Annotated in this window: 16 protein-coding genes; 7 read left to right on the forward strand and 9 right to left on the reverse strand. The window is 71.8% G+C overall.

Annotated features, from left to right (window positions below; genetic code table 11):
* The first annotated feature begins 115 nt into the window (after positions 1 to 115).
* Positions 116 to 973: an RNA polymerase sigma factor SigF gene (locus tag AB0B76_RS00285; RefSeq protein ID WP_360366857.1), complete on the forward strand. Its 858-nt coding sequence runs from the start codon at positions 116 to 118 to the stop codon at positions 971 to 973.
* Between the two features lie 93 nt (positions 974 to 1,066).
* On the opposite strand, the gene AB0B76_RS00290 is transcribed toward AB0B76_RS00285, so the two are convergent.
* Positions 1,067 to 2,248 (reverse strand): LCP family protein, encoded by a 1,182-nt coding sequence (locus AB0B76_RS00290; RefSeq protein WP_360366860.1) that lies wholly within the window; start codon positions 2,246 to 2,248, stop codon positions 1,067 to 1,069.
* Between the two features lie 119 nt (positions 2,249 to 2,367).
* Between AB0B76_RS00290 and AB0B76_RS00295 the strand changes: the two genes are divergently transcribed.
* Genes AB0B76_RS00295 through AB0B76_RS00305 form a run of 3 tightly spaced genes read left to right on the forward strand, consistent with a single transcriptional unit; the run spans position 2,368 to position 6,790 of the window.
* Positions 2,368 to 4,347, forward strand: coding sequence for a hypothetical protein (locus AB0B76_RS00295; protein ID WP_360366863.1), 1,980 nt, complete (start codon positions 2,368 to 2,370; stop codon positions 4,345 to 4,347).
* Positions 4,348 to 4,394: 47 nt separating this feature from the next.
* Entirely contained in the window at positions 4,395 to 5,345 is a 951-nt protein-coding gene (locus AB0B76_RS00300; RefSeq protein ID WP_360366866.1) for a glycosyltransferase family 2 protein, read from the forward strand.
* Positions 5,342 to 6,790, forward strand: a complete 1,449-nt coding sequence (locus AB0B76_RS00305; protein ID WP_360366869.1) for a hypothetical protein — start codon at positions 5,342 to 5,344, stop codon at positions 6,788 to 6,790. Before AB0B76_RS00300 ends, AB0B76_RS00305 begins: the two co-directional genes overlap by 4 nt.
* Positions 6,791 to 6,953: 163 nt before the next feature.
* Here the strand turns inward: AB0B76_RS00305 and AB0B76_RS00310 are convergent, their stop codons facing one another.
* From AB0B76_RS00310 to AB0B76_RS00330, 5 genes are all read right to left on the reverse strand, one after another.
* Positions 6,954 to 8,768: a hypothetical protein gene (locus tag AB0B76_RS00310; protein ID WP_360366872.1), complete on the reverse strand. Its 1,815-nt coding sequence runs from the start codon at positions 8,766 to 8,768 to the stop codon at positions 6,954 to 6,956.
* A gap of 92 nt (positions 8,769 to 8,860) precedes the next feature.
* Positions 8,861 to 9,727, reverse strand: a complete 867-nt coding sequence (locus AB0B76_RS00315) for an LLM class F420-dependent oxidoreductase (RefSeq protein WP_360366875.1) — start codon at positions 9,725 to 9,727, stop codon at positions 8,861 to 8,863.
* The gene (locus tag AB0B76_RS00320; protein WP_360366878.1) at positions 9,724 to 10,725 is read right to left on the reverse strand and encodes an acetamidase/formamidase family protein; all 1,002 of its coding nucleotides are present in this window, start codon (positions 10,723 to 10,725) and stop codon (positions 9,724 to 9,726) included. The genes AB0B76_RS00315 and AB0B76_RS00320 overlap by 4 nt, the downstream gene beginning before the upstream one ends.
* Positions 10,718 to 12,097, reverse strand: a complete 1,380-nt coding sequence (locus AB0B76_RS00325; RefSeq protein WP_360366881.1) for an APC family permease — start codon at positions 12,095 to 12,097, stop codon at positions 10,718 to 10,720. The genes AB0B76_RS00320 and AB0B76_RS00325 overlap by 8 nt, the downstream gene beginning before the upstream one ends.
* Before the next feature lie 47 nt (positions 12,098 to 12,144).
* Positions 12,145 to 13,245: a substrate-binding domain-containing protein gene (locus AB0B76_RS00330; protein ID WP_360366884.1), complete on the reverse strand. Its 1,101-nt coding sequence runs from the start codon at positions 13,243 to 13,245 to the stop codon at positions 12,145 to 12,147.
* A 29-nt stretch (positions 13,246 to 13,274) separates the two neighbouring features.
* Between AB0B76_RS00330 and AB0B76_RS00335 the strand changes: the two genes are divergently transcribed.
* From AB0B76_RS00335 to AB0B76_RS00345, 3 genes are all read left to right on the forward strand, one after another.
* Positions 13,275 to 13,721 (forward strand): MarR family transcriptional regulator, encoded by a 447-nt coding sequence (locus AB0B76_RS00335; RefSeq protein ID WP_360366887.1) that lies wholly within the window; start codon positions 13,275 to 13,277, stop codon positions 13,719 to 13,721.
* A 233-nt stretch (positions 13,722 to 13,954) separates the two neighbouring features.
* Positions 13,955 to 14,488, forward strand: coding sequence for a SigE family RNA polymerase sigma factor (locus tag AB0B76_RS00340; protein ID WP_360366890.1), 534 nt, complete (start codon positions 13,955 to 13,957; stop codon positions 14,486 to 14,488).
* Positions 14,485 to 15,639 carry a hypothetical protein gene (locus AB0B76_RS00345; RefSeq protein ID WP_360366893.1) on the forward strand — a complete coding sequence of 385 codons (1,155 nt, stop codon included), beginning with the start codon at positions 14,485 to 14,487 and terminating at the stop codon, positions 15,637 to 15,639. The genes AB0B76_RS00340 and AB0B76_RS00345 overlap by 4 nt, the downstream gene beginning before the upstream one ends.
* A 139-nt stretch (positions 15,640 to 15,778) precedes the next feature.
* Here AB0B76_RS00345 and AB0B76_RS00350 read toward each other — a convergent pair whose 3' ends face one another.
* From AB0B76_RS00350 to AB0B76_RS00360, 3 genes are read right to left on the reverse strand one after another with little or no spacing between them, the layout of a single operon-like run.
* Positions 15,779 to 16,966 (reverse strand): MFS transporter, encoded by a 1,188-nt coding sequence (locus AB0B76_RS00350; protein ID WP_360366896.1) that lies wholly within the window; start codon positions 16,964 to 16,966, stop codon positions 15,779 to 15,781.
* On the reverse strand, positions 16,963 to 17,508 hold the full coding sequence (locus AB0B76_RS00355) for a TetR family transcriptional regulator (RefSeq protein WP_360366899.1): 546 nt from the start codon (positions 17,506 to 17,508) through the stop codon (positions 16,963 to 16,965). The genes AB0B76_RS00350 and AB0B76_RS00355 overlap by 4 nt, the downstream gene beginning before the upstream one ends.
* Position 17,509: 1 nt before the next feature.
* Positions 17,510 to 18,067, reverse strand: a complete 558-nt coding sequence (locus tag AB0B76_RS00360) for a sugar O-acetyltransferase (protein ID WP_360366902.1) — start codon at positions 18,065 to 18,067, stop codon at positions 17,510 to 17,512.
* Positions 18,068 to 18,305 lie beyond the last annotated feature (238 nt).

Raw genomic sequence — 18,305 nt, forward strand, 5'->3', positions numbered from 1 at the left:
ATTCCGACCGGCGTGGCGGCGCATGCCTTCCTTCCTTCCCGGGCGCAGCACGAGTCTGCGCGCAGGCTGCCGACCACCGAACCCGCCGGTCAAGCACCAGAAGGGCCATTTTCCCATGACCATCTCTGTCGACCGTGCCATCGACCGCGCCCTCGCCGACGCCGCGCCCAGCACCCAGGCCGCGAGCGAGAGCACCAGCACCAGCACCCGCGCCACCGACGCGCAGGCCCGCGCGCTGCTGTCGCTCATGGCCGACCTCCAGGCCGGCCCCGACCGCGAGCGCGTCCGCGCCCGGCTCATCGAGCTGTACATCCCGCTCGCCGAGTACCTGGCCCGCCGCTTCCGCAACCGCGGCGAGCAGTTCGACGACCTCGTCCAGGTCGCCAACCTCGGCCTGATCAAGTCCGTCGACGGCTACGACCCGTCCCGCGGGGCGGCGTTCACCAGCTACGCGATCCCGATGATCGTCGGGGAGCTCAAGCGGCACTTCCGCGACAAGGGCTGGGACGTCCGCGTCCCCCGCCGCCTGCAGGAGCTGCGCCTGGAGATCAGCAAGGTCTCCGGCGACCTGGCCCAGGACCTCGGCCGCTCCCCGACCGTCGCCGACCTCGCCAAGCGCCTCGACGTCAGCGAGGAAGAGGTCATCGAGGGCCTCGACTGCGGGCAGGCGTACCGCGCCCTGTCCCTCGACGCCCCAGCCGGCGAGGGCAGCGACCCGGGCGCGGCCGGCCTCGGCGATCTGCTCGGCGGCGAAGACCCGGACATGCAGAACGTGGAGAACCGCGAGGCCCTGCGCCCGCTGCTGGCCCGGCTGCCGGAGCGCGAGCAGAAGATCATCGCGATGCGGTTCCACGGCAACCTGACCCAGTCCCAGATCGCGGCCGAGCTGGGCATCTCCCAGATGCACGTGTCGCGGCTGCTGGCCGGCGCGCTGCGGACCCTGCGCACCGAGCTCAGCGCCGTGGCCGAGTAACAAGGCCCGGAAACCCCACAGCCAACTCAGCGTGGGGGATGGAGCGGGCGCCCGTCGGGGGGAAATCGACGGGCGCCCGCTGAAAAACGTGCACTAAGAGGCGCCGACGATCGCCTGATGGTTCTGCACGAACTCCGGCACCGTGCGCGCGCACACCGCCGCGAGCAGGTCGAGCGTCGTCTGGTCGAGCGCCTCGGCCCCCGGGTTCTCCGTGGACTGGTGGAACCCGCCGTTGTTGGTCTTGAGCGTCAGCAGCCGGTCGCCGTCGATCCCGCGCATCGCGAAGATCCAGTCGTCGACGCCGAACGGCCCCGTGTCGATCGTCATCGCGCGGCCCACGACGTCGAGCACCTTGTTGAGCTTGGGCGGGTTGCCGATGACTTCCTTGCTCGCGATCTTCTTCAGCAGCGCCTTGATGAACTGCTGCTGGTGGCGCTGCCGGTCGTAGTCGCTGTTGGGCAGCGTCTCGCGCTGGCGCACGAAGTCCAGCGCCTGCCAGGCCTCGAGATGCTGGTACCCGACCTCGTACACCACCGGCGTCACCCCCTTGATCGGGATCAGCTGGGTGCCGCCGTTGGGCGCGTCGCGCTGCTCGAACGGCGTCTTGGTGTTGCCCTGCGCGTCGTGGCCGATGTGCACCGAGGTCGTGCGCTGGTCGACGTACATGTCGACCCCGTCGAGCACCTTGACGACCTCCTGGAAACCGACGAAGTCGACGATCGCGGCCGCGTCGAAGGTGACGCCCCAGTTCTGCTTGATGGTCGCGGCGAGCAGCGTGGTGCCGTGCTTGCGCTGGTCCTTGCCGGTCAGCCCGAAGCCGCCCTCGGCGAAGGCGCCGTTGATCTTGTCCTTGCCGCCCCGGTAGACCCGCTTGCCGTTGTCGTACTTCGGGATCGACACCCACGTGTCCCGCGGGATCGAGATCAGGAAGGCCATGTCGTGCGACGCCGGGATGTGCAGAATCAGGATCGAGTCGGATCGGATCGCGTCGTTCGGGTTCTGGTTCGGCCGCGGGTCGATGCCGATGAGCAGGATGTTCTTCGACCCGCTGATCGACGCGTGCCGTCCCTGCTGCGCCTCCTGCGGCAGCAGGTCCTCCTTGTGCACACTGCGGGTCGCGAACCCGAGCACCGCGTCCTTCACCACGAACGCGCCGCCCGCGACGATCATCATGAGCGCGCCGGCGATGACCAGCGCACGAGCCCACGCCGGATCCCGCCGGCCACGTCTTTTCCGGGTCTTGCCCTGAACCAAGGCCGGGCCCTCCATCACCATCAGTCACTGAGATGACGCCGGAACCGACCGTACCCGGGCGACGCGATATCGTCACCTCCCGGCGGCCGACGCGAACCGCCGGCCCGGGCCAGTGACGGAGAGTGCATGTGGTGACGGTGATGCGGCCCGAAACCGAGCCGTCCGAGGCCCGGACCAGCCCGAAAACGGCCGGGCTCGCGCTCGTGCTCGCCTGGGCCGTGCCGCTGGCCGCCCACCCGCTGCGCCTCGACGCCCTGCTGCCGCTGGTCGTGCTCGCCGGCACGATGGCCGTCCAGCGCGGCGCCACCGGGCTCATCGACCGGTTCGTGCTCGCCTGCGCCCAGCTCTTCGGGGCCGCCTGCGTCTTCGGCCTCGGCCTCACCCTCTGGCCCGGGCACCTGCACCCCACGCTGGTCGCGGGCGTCGCGCTCACCGTCCTCGTGGTCATCGCGGCCGCCACGGGCCGTCTCCAGAAACCCGGCCGGGCCAAGATCGACCGGCTGCTCGCCGTGGCCGTGGCCGGCGTCAGCGCGGTGTCGCTGATCCCGTACGCCGCGCGCGACCTCGGCGGCCGCCTGGGCCTGCCGCTCGCGGGCGAGGACATCGCCCGGCACTACCTGCTCTACGACGTCATCGGGCGCACCGGCGGGTACCTCTTCCTGCGCCCCGAGGCGCTGCGCCCCTTCGTGCCCGACGACGAGCTCACCGGCATCGCGAACTACCCGCAGGGCCTGCACTTCGCCTACGCGGTGCTGTACCGGTTCATCTCCTCGACCACGGGCCGCACCTCGGCCGCGGCGAGCGCCGACGTCATGGTGTGGCTGCTGGTCGGCACGTTCCTGCTGCTCGCGCTGGCCGTGCTCTGGGCCGTGCGCCGCCTGGCCGGCCCCGCCACCACGACCGCCCGGCTGCTGCCGGTGCTGCTCATCGCGGCCGCCTGGCTGGTGCTGGGCGACCCGGTGACCGTGCTCTCCCGCGGGTACCCGAACGAGCTGGCCGGCCTGGCCTGCGCCGCGGTGCTCACCGCGATCGTGGTCCGGCCCCTGCACCGCCTCGGCGAGCAGACCGTGACCGTGGCCCTGTTGCTGGTCGGCATCTCGTTCAGCTATCCGCTGTTCCTGCCCTTCGCCGGCCTGGCCGCGCTGTGGTGGATCAAGCGCGCGCGGCTGTGGCGGTTCTGGTGGGGCTGGCTCGCCGCGGCGCTTGTCGCGCTCGTGAGCGCGATCGGCCCGCTGACCGCCATGGCCGCCTCCAGCGGCGCCCAGCTGCTGCTCAACGGCACGGCCCGGGTCGTGGACCGACCGGCCACGGCGGCGCTGGTCGGGCTGGCGGTCTTCGCGGTGCTCCTGCGCCGCGGCCTGCGCTCGCCGAGCAACCGGGCCGCGCTCTTCACCGTTGCCGTGGCGTTCACGCTCGCCGCCGGGCTCGGGTTGTACCAGACCGCGACGATCGGCCGCCCGGTGTACTACTTCGACAAGCTCCTGCACCTGCTGATCGTCGTCAGCCTGTGCGCGCTGGGCGGGCTGGTGCGCTTCGCCCCCGCGCTCGGCATGGCCGCGCGGGTGGCCGTGGCCCTGCCCGTGGTCGCCGCGCTGGCGTTCGCCGGCGGCGAGTGGCACGCCACGCCCGTCGCGCCCGGGGTGAAGCTCGCGCTCGGCAAGGATCGCGGCTCCCCCGAGGCCGCCCGCGACGCCCTGCTCATGGCCCGCATGTACCCCGACGGGGGCGGCGCGGTGAACATCGACCTGATGGGCAGCCCGTGGCGCAACTGGTCGGCGACGCTGGGCGCGGCGGCGCTGCAGCACCAGTACCGCTACTTCCCGGCCTGGTCCGGGCTGCTGTACCCGGGGTCCGCCGGAAAGGCGGCGACGATGGACGACCTGGACCGGCTGGTGCGCGAGAGCCCGGTGCCCGTCCGCTTCTTCGTGCACGACCCGGACGCGAGCCTGCTCGTTGTCGATGGAGAGCGCCCGTACCGGCCGAACGTCAAATCCGGGCAGCCGCTCCCGGTGGCGTTCGGCGACCCGGCGGCGCCGACGAACATCGCGGCGGCCCGGGCGCTGGCTGCGAAATATCCGACGAAAGTGCAGGTCGTGTACGCTACGCCAGCGAACCCATAGGACTCCGTGTGGTGGCGCAGCACCGCAACCGAGACGGATTGGTCATCGTGCAAAGACCCGAGGTCAGCGTCGTCATCCCCACGCGCAACCGGCCCGAGCTGGTGGTGCGTGCCGTTCGAAGTGCGCTGGCCCAGACCCTGGCCGACGTCGAGATCGTGGTCGTGATCGACGGCCCCGACCCGGCGACCGTGGCGGCGCTCACCGCGATCGGCGACGAGCGCGTCCGGCCGGTCGAGCTGCCCGAGTCGGGCGGTGCGCCGAACGCCCGCAACCGCGGCGTGGACAACGCCCGCGCGGACTGGGTGGCGTTCCTCGACGACGACGACGAGTGGCTGCCGGAGAAGCTCGAGACGCAGCTGAAACGGGCGCGGGCCTCGGCCGTGGCCCAGCCGATCGTGGGCAGCCGGCTCTACATGCGCACGCCCCGGGCCGAGCTGATCATGCCGCGCCGGGTGCCGGCGCCGGGCGAGCCGATCAGCGAGTACCTCGCGGTGCGCCACGGCCTGTTCCACGGCGACGGCTTCATCCAGACCTCGACGATCCTGGCCCCGACCGCGCTGCTGCGGAAGGTGCCGTTCACCGACGGCCTGCGGCGGCTGCAGGAGCTGGACTGGACGCTGCGCAGCCTCCAGGAGGACGGCGTCGACCTGATCTACGCCGAGGAGCCGCTCGTCATCTGGTACGCCGACGAGAACCGCCCCCGCATCAGCTTCGACGCGCCGTGGAAGCAGTCGCTGGAGTGGCTGCAACAGACCCGGCCCCGGGTGACGCCGCGCGCGTACGCGGCCCTGGCGATGAGCGTCGTGGGCTCGATGGCGGCCGCGAGCCGCAGCCCGCGGGTCTTCTTCGACCTTCTGCGTGAGGCGCGCACGCACGGCAAGCCGAGCTTCACTGACTACATCACCTTCCTGCAGGTCTGGCTGGTGCCGGCCGGGCCGCGCCGGGTGGTGCGCGACTTCTTCCTGAGCCGCCGCCGGACAAGGACAAACGTCGGATGATCACCGCCCGGGGGCGCAGTGCCTTCGTCGTCGTCGCAGTCGTCCTCGCGCTCCTCGCGGGCGTGCTGGAGTACACCCGGACGGACTCCATCGGCCAGTCGGCGGCGGCGTTCGCGGCGGGCCTGATCGCGCTGGCCGTGGCCGGGCTCGCCCTGAGCCTGCCTGGGATCACCGTGCCCGGCCTGACGCTCGGCGGGCTGTTCGTGGTCGCCGGCATCCTCACCTGGACGGCGACGAAGCGTCCCGGCATCATCTGGGCGGTCCTCGCCGTCGAGGTGGTCGTGTTCGCGGTGTGGGCGTGGCCGTGGCTGCGCTCCCTGCGCTCCCTGCCGCGGCTCGGCACCGCGTGGCTCGGCCTGGCGTACTGGTTCCTCGGCATCGCCGGCGCGGTGCTCGTCGCGCACTGGAAGGTGGCCGGGCAGCGGGTCGCCTACGCGGGCGTGTTCACCCTGGCCGTCCTCGCGCTGATCGCGCTGAACAGCACCGCCGGGCGCCGCGGCCGCGACCTGTCCGTCGGCATGGCGAGCGGCATCCTGCTCGGCGTCGCGGCCCTGCTGCTCGCCGGCTCCGGCAGCCTCTTCGACGCGGTCCGCGCCATCCCCGACAACGCCTCGGCGCGGATGATGACCGACCGCTTCTGGGGCGGGCCGGGCCTGTTCTACCACCCGAACTCGCTGGCCGGGCTCATGGCCGTGGCCGGCATCCGGATCGGCTTCGACCGCGCGATGGCGTGGTGGCAGCGGCTCGGCGTGGCCGCGCTGGCCGCGCTCGTGCTGTCGATCTGCGAGTCCCGCACCGGCTTCGTCTTCGCCACCGCGGCCGCGATCGTGCACCTCGGCCTCGTGCTGTGGAAGCGCAACGAGGACGTGGACCGGCGGTGGCCCTCGGTCGCCACCCCGTTCGTGGTGCTCGCGATCGTGATGACCCTCGGCGGCGGGTACGGGTGGGTGCTCAAGGACCGCTTCGCCGACAACCCGAACGACGTGACAAGTGGGCGTACCGACACCTGGCGCCAGGTCTGGGTGGACTGGAAGGACGCCGGGTGGGCCGAGAAGGCCTTCGGCGACGCCAAGACCTCCCGGGCCGTGGTCGAGCGCCTCGACGACGGCAACCCGGTCGAGGGCCCGCGCCGCCAGCTCAACACCGACAACGCCGCGGTGGGCGCCTTCCGCCGCGGCGGCATCCTGGGCGCGGCCGCCTTCCTGCTCGGCCTCGTCCTGCTGCTCTGGCACGCGGTGCGCCGCCGGCCGGACGGCACCTTGCCCGCCGCCTGGTTCACCATCGGCGCCCTCGCGGTGGTCCCGACCATCGCGACCGAGGACTGGCTCATCGGCGGCACGAACGGCGCGATCTGGCTGATCCTGGCCGCGGGCGAGGCGCGCACCCTCCTGCACCGCGACGAGCCCGCCGAGCAGCCGCGCCAGCCCGAGCCGGCCGTACCCTAGGCGGGCGGCCCGAGGACGATCGGCCTTTGCATCAGCGCGGACGAATGGCGTACATCACCGAGCCCAGCGCCGGCGACGTGCGACGTGAGGCGCCCGACCGCGCCGGCGCAGACCTTGCGGGGGTGTGGGTGGAGCGAAGCTCCCCCACCGCGACCGAAGGGCGCTATGAGACAGGACGAATGGCGTACGTCACCGAGCCCTGCGTCTGCGGGTGCCACTCCTGCGGGATGTAGAACCAGCAGCCGATCGGCGGGTCCACGCAGACCACCGCGTCGACCGAGGCGATCGGCGGCGCCGGGATGTCGGGCTGCAGCGACTGCAGCGACACCAGGTCGTCGCCCTTGAGCAGGATCCACCAGGGGTACTCCCAGCTGTTGTACCCCTCGATGATCCCGACCCGCTTGGCGCCGGACGCATTCACCGCGTCGGCGGCCCAGCGGTAGTCCGATCCCCACTCGGGCCGGCGGATGAAGCGCTGGTCCATCGTTGAGGTGGTGAACACGGAGCCGGATCCGACCAGCCGGCGCGGCCACCCGCCGGCGACGGCCGCGGTCCCGGCCAGGGCGCCGATCGCGAGCACCGCGGCGGTTGCGCGGACGACCCAGCGGCGGCGGTACACCAGCAGCGGCTCGACCCAGAGCGCGGCCAGCGGCGTGCCCAGCAGGACCAGGAAGACGATGAGGCGGTTGCCCCAGGGCTGCCACTTGACCATGACGACGTACGCGAGGACGGCCACCCAGAACAGGGCCGCATAGACGCGGGCCGGGCTGCGGCGCCAGGCCAGCACGACGGCGCCGGCCAGGATCAGGGCGCCCTGCACCGGGAAGGAGACGCGGTCCTCGTCCGGCAGCCAGGACTTGTACGGGTAGGTGGCGCCCCAGTACGTGATGTCGCGCGCGTCCGGGTCGACGCCGACCGCGTGGGCCAGGGACCGGATCGCGCCCGCGCCGACCGGGCCGGCCGGGGTCTGCAGCGCGGTCTCGCCGATGCGCAGCGCGTTGATCAGCACCGAGGCGGGGTCGTGGCGCTGCATCGAGATCGAGTCGCGCAGGTGGTCGGGGCCGAGGGGGTTGCTGTACGTGGTCTCGACGCGCCAGAGGTACGGGCCGGCGATGAGGGCCATCGACGCCACCACGATGCCGGTGCCGGCGACGGCCCGGACCCACTCGCGCCGCCGGAGCAGGGTGGCGAACCACCACACCAGCAGGGGGCCTGCCGCCAGCAGGCCGGTCGCCTTGGTCAGCAGGGTCAGGCCCGCGGCCGCGCCGAGCAGGGCGATCGCGGGCCAGGGCGTGCGGCGCTCGCGCTCGTCGAGCACGAGGGTCGCGACCGCGCCGACCCACAGGGCCACGACCAGGTCGGTCTGGGTGCTGGTGGCCTCCAGCGCGACGATCGGGGTGGTACCGAAGATCAGGGCGGCCACGAGCTGGGCCCGCCGGGCGCCGCCGAGCTGGGCGGTGATCCGCGACGCGATCAGCGCGCCGAAGACGCCCGCCGCGAGCTGCACGAGGTTGTACAGCGAGTCGCCGCCGGTCAGCAGCCGCAGGTGCAGCAGGATGTACTCCGCGCCCGGGGCCATGGCCAGCTGGCGGTCGATGACGGTCGGGTAGAACCCGACGCCGCCCTGCGCCGCCCAGTGCTCGACCTTGGGCAGGTGGTAGGTCTGCGAGTCGAAGTTGTTCGGCGGGGCCACCAGCGCGATGACGAGGTCGGCGAGGAACAGCCCGCCGAGCACGAGAGCGATGACGCGCTCGAGGCGGTCCGCGCTCGCCCAGAACTCGCGAAAGGCCCCCCAGAGCCCAAAAATGCGCTTATGTCCGAAAAATCCGACCAGCACTGCGGCGAGCGCCCACAGGACGATCACCGTGGGCCGGTTCAGCAGATGGACCGCCGACAGGAGCTCCACCAGGAGCACCGCCGCGGTGCCGAAGACCACACCGGCGCGAATCAGCAGGAGCCGGGTCGGCGCAACAAGCACCGCGGCAGGTTACCGAACTTTCCTGAGTGTTCTACAAACGCTCGACGACACGGCCCCGGCAGCGGTTGCGGGTCCGGACCGGACTGCCCCTGTTAGATGGAGGCCAGGCGGGGCAGGATCTTCTCGGCCAGGCCGTTGGCGAACTCGAGCGGGTTGCGGTCGGGCATGGTCATGACCTCGGTGATGCCCAGCGCCGCGAAGGACTCGACCTCGGCCAGCCAGGCGTCCGGGTCGACCAGGGCCGGCCGGGTCACCAGCGCCGTCTTCACGATGGTGTCGTAGTCGCGGCCCTCGGCGGCGCAGTGCTCGCGCAGCACGTCGAGCTTGTGGGCCAGATCCTCCTTCGAGGTGCCGAAGAGGTTGCAGGCGTCGGCGTACTTGGCCACGAGGCGCAGCGTCTTCTTCTCGCCGCCGCCGCCGATCATGATCATCGGGTGCGGGGTGCTTATCGCGGCCGGGGAGTTGAGGACCTCGGTGAGCTGGTAGTGGGCGCCGTTGAACTCGCCGCCCTTGCCGCTCCACATCTGCAGGCAGATCTGCAGCGTCTCCTCCAGGCGTTCGAACCGCTCCGCGACGGGTACGACCGGCACGCCCAGGCCCCGCTGCTCGCGCTCGTACCAGGAGGCGCCGATGCCGAGCCGCGCGCGGCCGCCCGAGAGCACGTCCAGGGTGGTGACGATCTTCGCGAGGAGACCCGGGTGGCGGTACATCACGCCGGTCACCAGCAGCCCGAGCGTCATCTTCTGCGTCAGGGCGGCGACGTAGCCCAGCGTCGTGTACCCCTCGAGCATCGGCTCCTCGGCCGGCGCGTACTGATCCATCTGGAAGTAGTGGTCCATGACCGTGAATGAGGCGACCCCCGCCTGCTCGGCGACGAGCGCGGTCTCGCGCAGCGTGGGCGCGATGGCCGCGGGCTCGGCGGGGTTGGAGAAGTTCCAGTAGTGCAGACCCAGCTTCATAAGCCCATTCTTACCGCGATCCCCCGCAACCGCGCGTGAACTCCGTCGTATGCCTCGGCGCCGCGCAGGTACCGCTTGGCCACCTTCGCGACCATGGTGTAGTTGGTGTCGCACACGTTGCCGACCGGGGCCTCGCCGGCCTGGCTGACTAGCTGCAGCGCGTCGAGCTCGTCGAGCCCGGTGAGGCCGCCGACCCAGGTCACCAGGTCGTGCTGGCTGATGCGGTAGGCGTCCTCGAGTGGCCGCGCCGAGCCGGTGCTCATGAGGAACTCGTCGGACTCGAGGCGGGGCCAGGGCGTCGGTACCCCCTTGAGCAGCTCCACCACCAGCGTCGTGCGCATCGCGCACTCGACCGCGACCCCGCTCACCTCGCCGTGGCCCTGCCGCGCGTGCCCGTCCCCGAGCGCGAACAGCGCACCATCCACGTTGACTCCGAAGTAGACGGTCACGCCGGCGCGCAGCTCGGGCGTGTCCATGTTGCCGCCGTGCGCGTCCGGGGTGATCGTCATGCGCGCCTCGAAGGCGGCTGGGGCCACGCCCACCGTGCCGTGCATCGGGTCCATCGGGAGGTCGACGACGAAGTCGCTGTTGCGGGCGCTGAAGCGGACGATGTTTTTCGAAAGCTCGTAGACCCAGACGCGCTCTTCCAGAGGCGGCTGCAGCGTCGCCGTGTGCGAGGTCGACGTGAGCGCGCCGAAGTGCGGGAACGTGCTCGACACGGCCCAGTCGCGGGCCGGCTCGAGGCTCACGAAGTGCAGCGCCAGCGTGTCGCCCGGCTCGGCCCCCTCGACGAAGAACGGACCGCTCACGGGGTTGAGGAACGGGAACTCGACCACGCTGGTGGGCAGCGTGTCGATGCCGGTGACACGGCCGCCGAAGCAGTCCTCGGTGTACACCCGCAGCACGTCTCCGGGCCTTACCCGGCGCACCGGGGACCTTCCGCCGAAGGTGTACGCGAGCTCGTCCGCCTTCGGTTCGTACTCGTGCAGCTCAGTCATTCGTCTGTCCCGACAGTCGGGGCCGGCGCCCGGTCGCGTAGAGCACCGCGAGGATGACCACGCCGATGCCCAGCCAGGTGAAGCCGAGCATCTGGGCCGCGACCTTGGCATTGATCACGACGTACAGCAGGATGAGGAACCCGATCAGCGGGAACACCAGGTGCCGCAGCCAGTCGCGGCTGCCCCCGCGCACCACATGGTGCCAGAACACCGACACGTGCAGCGCCAGGAACGCGGTCATCGCGCCGAAGTTGACGAGCGTCGACAGCAGCGTGATCCCGTCGTCGCGGGACCACATGTACAGCCCCAGCCCGAGCGAGACCACCGCGACGACGAATGTCGCGTTGACCGGCACCCGGTGCTTCGCGGAGATCCGCGCGAGGAAGGACGGCAGCTGCCGGTCGCGGGCCATCGCGTACAGCAGCCGCGAGGTGGCCACCTGCGCGACCAGCGCGTTGGCGAACCCCCAGGCGACCGCGGTCGCGACGGCGGTGAGCGTGGCCAGCCAGGCCCCGCCGCCGACGCGGGCCGCGTCGTAGAACGCGGTGCCGCCCGGGTCGCCCTCGTCGAGCAGCTTCTGCGGGTCGGGCACGAGCAGCGCCGCGACCCAGGTCTGCACGATGAACAGCACCCCGGCCAGCGCGAGCGCGGCGACCATCGACCGGCCGATCTGGCGCGCCTCCCCGCGGTGCTCCTCGGCGAGCATCGAGATGCCGTCGAAGCCGAGGAAGGACAGCACCGCGATCGACACGGCGCCGAACACGAGCGGCCAGGAGAAGGTCCCGGAGTTGTACCAGGGCGACCAGTCGAAGCCGCGCCCCTTCCCCTGCGCCAGCGCGACGATCCCGATCACGATGAAGATCGCGAGCACGATGAGCTCACCGAGCAGCATGTACCGGTTCACCAGCGCCGTGAGCTGGATGCCGAGCAGGTTCACGACGGTGTTGAGCAGGACGAACGCCACGAGCCAGGCCCACACGGGCACCGCGGTGACGACCGAGTTCATGGCGACGCTCGCGACCAGGTACAGCAGGCTCGGCACCAGCACGTAGTCGAGCAGGATCACCCAGCCCGCGAGGAACCCGACCGGCGCCGCGATGCCGCGCCCCGCGTAGGTGTACACGGAGCCGGCCATCGGGAAGGCCTTGACCATCTGCGCGTAGGACAGCGCGGTGAACACCATGGCCACCATGCCGATCGCGTAGGCGAGGGCGACCATCCCGCCGGAGCCCTGGAACACGCCGCCGAAGATCCCGAAGGGCGCGATGGGCACCATGAAGATGAGGCCGTACACCAGCAGATCAGTGAAGCCGAGGGAGCGCTGCAGCTCCTGCGTGTATCCGAAACGCTCGATATCGGGAGCCTCCGCCATGCCAGCAAACGGTAGACCTAATACTTGAATCTGGAAAGATCTCGCCCTCAGAAGGCGTCGATGACGTCGAAGTCCAGGCCGTCGGCCCGCGCCAGGTACACCGGCGGGTTCACATGTCTGTCCTTCACGGCCAGGGTGCCACGGCCGCCGGTGATGGTCGTGCCGTCGGCGGTGGCGTCCATGGCCGCCGGGTGCAGGCTGCCCGCCCGCGCGGCCAGGCCCGCCAGCAGGCGCACGCCGTCGTAACAGGCCTCCGCGTGGCCGTTCAGGACCGGGGCCTGCCAGCCGTAACGGTGCGTGTACCGCTCCACGAACGCCAGCCCCGCGTCCGTGGCCACGTTGCCGAAGTAGCCCATCGTCGCGTACAGCTCCCCGGTCGCGTCGCCGCCCGTGGCCAGCAGGCCGTTCTCCTCCAGCGCCGCGCACAGGCGCGGGGCCCGCAGGGCGGACTCGGCGAACGCGCGGTTGAACGCGGCCAGGTCGCTGCCGACCAGGGTCAGCAGCACGGCGTCGGCGCGGCGGCGGGCGATCAGGTCCAGCAGCGGGGCCGGGTCGAGCCCGCCCAGGGGCACGTAACGGGCGGCCACCACCTGGGCGCTCGCCGCGCGCAGGTACGCGACCGCGGCGTCGTGCAGCATCCGCGGCCACACGTAGTCGTTGCCGACCAGGGCCCAGCGGCGGGCGCGGCGGTGCCGGACCAGCCAGTCCATCGCCGGGCGCAGCTGGCGGGCCGGGGTCTCGCCGAGCAGGTACACGCCCGGCGCTCGCTCGCCGCCCTCGTACGGGGGCGTAAAGACGTACGGGACCCGGCCGCGCAGGGCCGCGACGGCGGCCACGCGCACGTCGCTCGCGTGGGTGCCGACGACCGCCGCGATCGCGCCCGAGCGGGCCAGGTCGGCCAGGTCCCCGGCGACGGCGGACGGGGCTCGACCGGCATCGAGGAGTACCAACTCGATCGGACGGCCCAGAAGACCGCCGGCGGCGTTGAGCTCGGCGACGGCCAGGCGGGCGCAGTTGAGCACCGCCGGGGCCATCATGCCCAGCGGGCCCGACGTCGGCACGGCCAGCGCCACGCGCACCGGACCGCCCGGCTCGGGTGCGAGCAGCCGCGCCTCGAGCGGGTCGGAGAGCACCCGGACCTCTTCCACGCGCCGAGTATCTTTCCTAGGGCGGGCGGGTGGAAGGGGCGACTCTGGTGGATGCGGTCGGGCTGCGGTCCCACCTCGGATACGTGCTGAGCGAGGCCGAGCGCGCGGTCAACCGCGGCCTCGCGGCGGCGCTGCTGGAGGAGGGCGTCTCCGTCGAGCAGTGGCGCATCCTGCAGGCGCTCTCCGACGGGCGCGGGCACTCGATGGGCGACCTCGCCGAGGCCGCGCTCATGCCCCACCCGACGCTGACCAAGGCCGTCGACCGGCTCGTGGACGGCGCGCTGGTCTACCGCCGGCAGGACGCGAACGACCGCCGGCGGGTCGCGGTGTACCTCTCCGAGGCCGGCACCACGCTGCTCGGCCGCCTGGACGACACGGCCACGGCCCACCACCGCGCGGTCGAGGCCGCGTTCGGCAGTGCCCGCGCCGAGCGCCTCATGCGCGAGCTGACCCAGCTGATCGAGACGGTCCGATGAGGCTCACGGCGCTCGCCGCGAGCTCCGCGGTCGCTGCGCCGTGCCCTCATGCCCGGGAGGAGCCCTCGTGCCCAAGCGAAGGGGTGCGGGGCGCAGGGTACACCTTCGTCCCGGCCTCGTCGATGTAGCTCCTCGTGCCACTGTGGGGGCGGCTCCCGAAGTTTTCGGCGAAAGCTGAAACGGGGGCCGCCCCTTCGCCCGTCTAGCCCTCGCGACGATTGGAGCAGTGACTGGTGAACCGCGACGACGAGGCGGCGTACCGGGAGTTCGTCTCCGTGCAGATGGATCAGCTGCGCGGGCTGGCGTACCTCACGTGCGGTGACTGGCAGCTCGCCGAGGACGCCGTGTGCACGTCCCTGGCGAAGCTGTACGCCCGCTGGCGCAAGGTCGAGCGGCCGGAGAGCTACGCCCGCACGATGGTGGTGCGGGCGGCGGTCGACGAGGTCCGGCGCCCCTGGTGGCGCCGCGAGCAGGCGGTGGGCGACGCGATGCCGGAGCCGGTCGTGCGTGACGGCACGCCGGACGTCATCGACCGGGTCACGGTCCTCGGGGCGCTGCGCACCCTCCCGGTGCAGCAGCGCGCGGTGCTGGTGCTGCGCTACCTCGAAGGCCGGACCGTCCAGGAGACCGCGGAGGCGCTGCGGTGCCCCGAGGGGACCGTCAAGACCAACACGGCGCGCGGCCTGGCCAAGCTGCGCGAAGGGCTCGACGTCGCCGAACCCCAAGGCAGCATCGCGGGACCCGGACAAATCGAGAGGGCGTCATGACCCAGAGCAACATGCAGGACCTGTTGGCGCAGGCGCGCACCGACGCCTTGGCCGAGGCGCCGCCCATGCGCCGCGACGTCGACGACTTCGTGACCGCGGGCCAGCGGCGCCGCTCCCGGCACCGCCTGCTGCAGGGCGGCGGGGCGGCCGTGGCCACCGCCGCGGCCGTGTTCGCCGCGCTCACGGTGCCCGCCCTCTCCTCCGCGCCCGCCGCGCCCCCCGCGACCCCGGCTCCCGTCGCCGCGGCCGGAGCGGGGGCCGTCGCGTACCCGGATGCCCAGTGGACGTACGGCTTCAAGGGCTTCACGGCCGGCGAGTTCACGGTCACCGCGCCGGAGCACATCACGCCGGGCTACCAGGAGCTGTACGTGCGGCGCGGCAACGAGGTCTCCAATCTCTACGGCGACAACAACAGCGTGGTCGCTTCCTCGCCGCTGTACAGCGCCAACATCACGGTGTACCGCCCCGGCGTCTTCCAGCCCACGAAGTTCGCCAACGCCGCGCCGGTGAAGGTCAACGGGCGCCCCGGGCTCTTCGCGGCAAGCGTCATGTACATCGACTCGACCGACCTCGCGCCGGGCGTGGCGCTCGCGTGGCAGTACGCCGACAACGCGTGGGCCGTCGCGAGCTCGGTGGTGCAGGGCAAGTACAACAAGGACGAGCTGGTCAAGATCGCCTCGGCCTTCGCCCCGGCCCAGGTCGCCCCGGCCACCGTGGCCATCAAGGCCACGTACGCGCCGGCCGGGTACACGCTGGTCTCCGCCGGCCGCACCGACGACTTCCCGTCGGGCGCGTCGTACATGTCGGCGAGCCTGCGCCTGAGCAAGACCGTGCCGTCGTACACCGCGCTGACCGAGCCGATCGACGCGTCAACCGGCCACGGGCCGACGGTGCGGATCGCGCTGTACCCGGTCGAGTTCACCGACAGCACGCACCAGAAGCCGGGCGGCGCGGCGTTCTGCAACTCCGGCAACGCGAACCTGTGCTTCCGGATGACGGCCGACGGCAAGTACCTCGCCGAGATCTACGCCGACGGCGGCGCGGCCATCCCCCAGCCTGAGCTGCTCAAGACGCTCAACGGCCTGCAGTTCGCCGACCCGAAGCAGCCCTCGACCTGGTTCCCGGTCACGTCGGCGGTCCCGTCCGCCTGACCTGTTCGCGAGCGCCCGGCACCCGCAACGGGTGCCGGGTTTTTCGCGCTCAACGGCGGCGCATCGGGGGACAGATCTGCACCCTTTTCGCGGCCTCGGCGCCACGCACGTCATCCCGTCGGGCGCCTCGGCCTGAGGCCTACTCGGCGGCCTTCAGCGGGCGGACGGCGCCGGCGGCCAGGGACGCGACGGCCATCAGGACCGCCACCGCGGCCAGGGCGCGCACCACCGTGATGTGGTCGCCCAGGAAGCCGATCAGCGGCGGGCCGCCCAGGAAGGCGCAGTACCCGATCGACGCGACCACGCTCACCCGCGGCGCCGCGTACGCCGGGTCGTCCGAGGCCGCGCTCATCCCCACCGGGAAGCCCAGCGACGTGCCGACGCCCCAGAGCAGGGCGCCCAGGAAGGCGATCGGCGTGTTCGGGCCGAAGACGAACAGCAGCAGGCCCGCGACGGTGAGCACGGCCAGGGCGCGCACGACCGGGACGCGGCCGTAGCGGTCCAGCAGGTTCGGGCCGAACCAGCGGCCCACGGTCATCGCGGCCAGGAAGACGGCGAACGCCAGGGTGCCCACGGCCGCGGGGGCCTTGTACCCGTCGATGACCGCGATGCCGATCCAGTCGATGCCGGTACCCTCGGCGAACGCGAAGGCGAGCACGAAGACGCCCACGAGCAGGGTGCGGGGCTCGCGCCAGAAGCGCAGGGTGTGCTTCAGGCCGCCGTCGGCCGGTGCGGGCTCGGAGGCGCCGTCGGGCATGAAGTTGCGCACCGAGTACGCGGTGCTCGCGCCGACCACGAGGGCCGTCAGGGTCAGGTGCAGTGTCACCGGTACGTGCAGAGCGACCATCGCCGCGCCGAGCAGGGCGCCCGCGACGGTACCGACGCTGAAGCCCGCATGGAAGCGAGCCATGATCGAACGGCCGACGGCGCGTTCGACCACCGCGCCCTGGACGTTCATGGCCACGTCCCAGGCGCCGTTGGCGAACCCGAACAGCAGCAGGCTCGCGACCACCGGCGCGACGCCGAGGTGGTAGCCGGAGGCGGCGCCGGCGAGGGCGACCATGAGCAGGGCGGCCATCACCGCGACGGTCTTGCGCGACCCGAAGCGGGCGACGATGTGGCCCGAGGCGAGCAGCGACACGATCGAGCCGGCCGCGATGGACAGCAGGACCAGGCCGAGCTTGGACGGCTCGAGATGCAGGGCGTCGCGGATCTGCGGGATGCGCGAGGCCCAGCTGGCCATGGCCACGCCCGACCAGATGAAGGCGGCGTAGGTGGCGCGGGTCGCGGGGCGGTGGTCGACGGGGGCGGTGACGGTGAGGCTCATGAAGTTCCGATCGTTCGGTCGACGATCGTCCGGATGTCCTGGCGGGACAACGGTCCGGTCGACAGGGTCTTGTGCATGACCAGGCCCTCGATCAGGGCGTCGACGCCCCGGGCCGTGGTCGGGTCGACGAACCGCTCGAGCACGGCCCGGCTGGCGCGCATCCAGGTCTCGGTGACCTCGCGCAGGGCGGGCTCGCGCAGGGCGGCGAGGTACAGCTCGTAGGCGATCGCCCAGTCCGACGCGTCCGCGCCGGCGTCGCCGTCGATGAGATCGGTGACCGCCTCGACGAGCTCTTCCCGCGTCCGTACCCCGCGGAAGTGCGCCTCGTACGTGACCGACATACGCTCGGCGTGGCGCCGGAACGCCTGGCACCGGAGGTCCTCGAGGCTCGTGAAGTGGTACGTCAGCGACCCCAGCGGCACGTCGGCCGCCGCGGCGATGAGCCGGTGGGTCGTGCCGGCGACCCCGCGCTCGGCGATGACCGCGATGGCCGCGTCGATGATGCGGTCCTTGCGGTCGGGGTCGTGGCGCCGGACGGACATCTCAGATCTCGCGGACGATCCGCGCCGGGTTGCCCACGGCGACGACGTTGGCGGGCAGGTCCTTGTTCACGACCGAGCCCGCGCCGACAACGGTGTTGGCGCCGATCGTGACCCCCGGGCAGACGATGACGCCGCCGCCGAGCCAGACGTTGTCGCCGATGGTGATCGGGGAGCCGGCCTCCCACTTGTCGCGCCGCGCCTGGGGGTCGACCGGGTGCCAGGCGGTGAGCAGCTGCACGTTCGTGGCGATCTGCACGTCGTCGCCGATCGTCACCCGCGCCACGTCGAGACAGACGAAGCCGAAGTTGACGAAGCTGCGAGCGCCGAAATAGGTCTGGTACCCGTAGTCGAACTGCACGGGCGTGCGGATCTCGGTCTCCTCGCCGAGCGCCCCGAGGAGCTCGGTAAGCAGCTTGCGCCTGGTCTCACCGTCGGCGGCGGGTAGCGCGTTGATGCGCCGCGTGAGGTCCTGCGCGCGCAGGTAGTCGCGGCCGATCTCCTCGTCCGCGATGTACAGCTCCCCGTCGAGCATCCGATGCCGCATGGACTTCCCCGTCATGTGTACAAACGTACATTAGATGCGTACGTCTGTACACAGTCATTTTTTGCAGCTCTCCGCGGCCCGGCTGCCGGAGACATCATGACTCCTTGCAGGCCGTTGTCCAACGCCCAGCAATCCGACATGTCGTTCGTGGCTCGTCGTCGGCGATATGTCGGGCGCTGCGCGCCGCGACATATCCGATTTATCGCCTGGCGGGGCATAAATTCGAAAAGTCGTGGCGCGCAGCGCCCGACGT

The sequence above is a fragment of the Dactylosporangium sp. NPDC049140 genome (assembly GCF_040648435.1).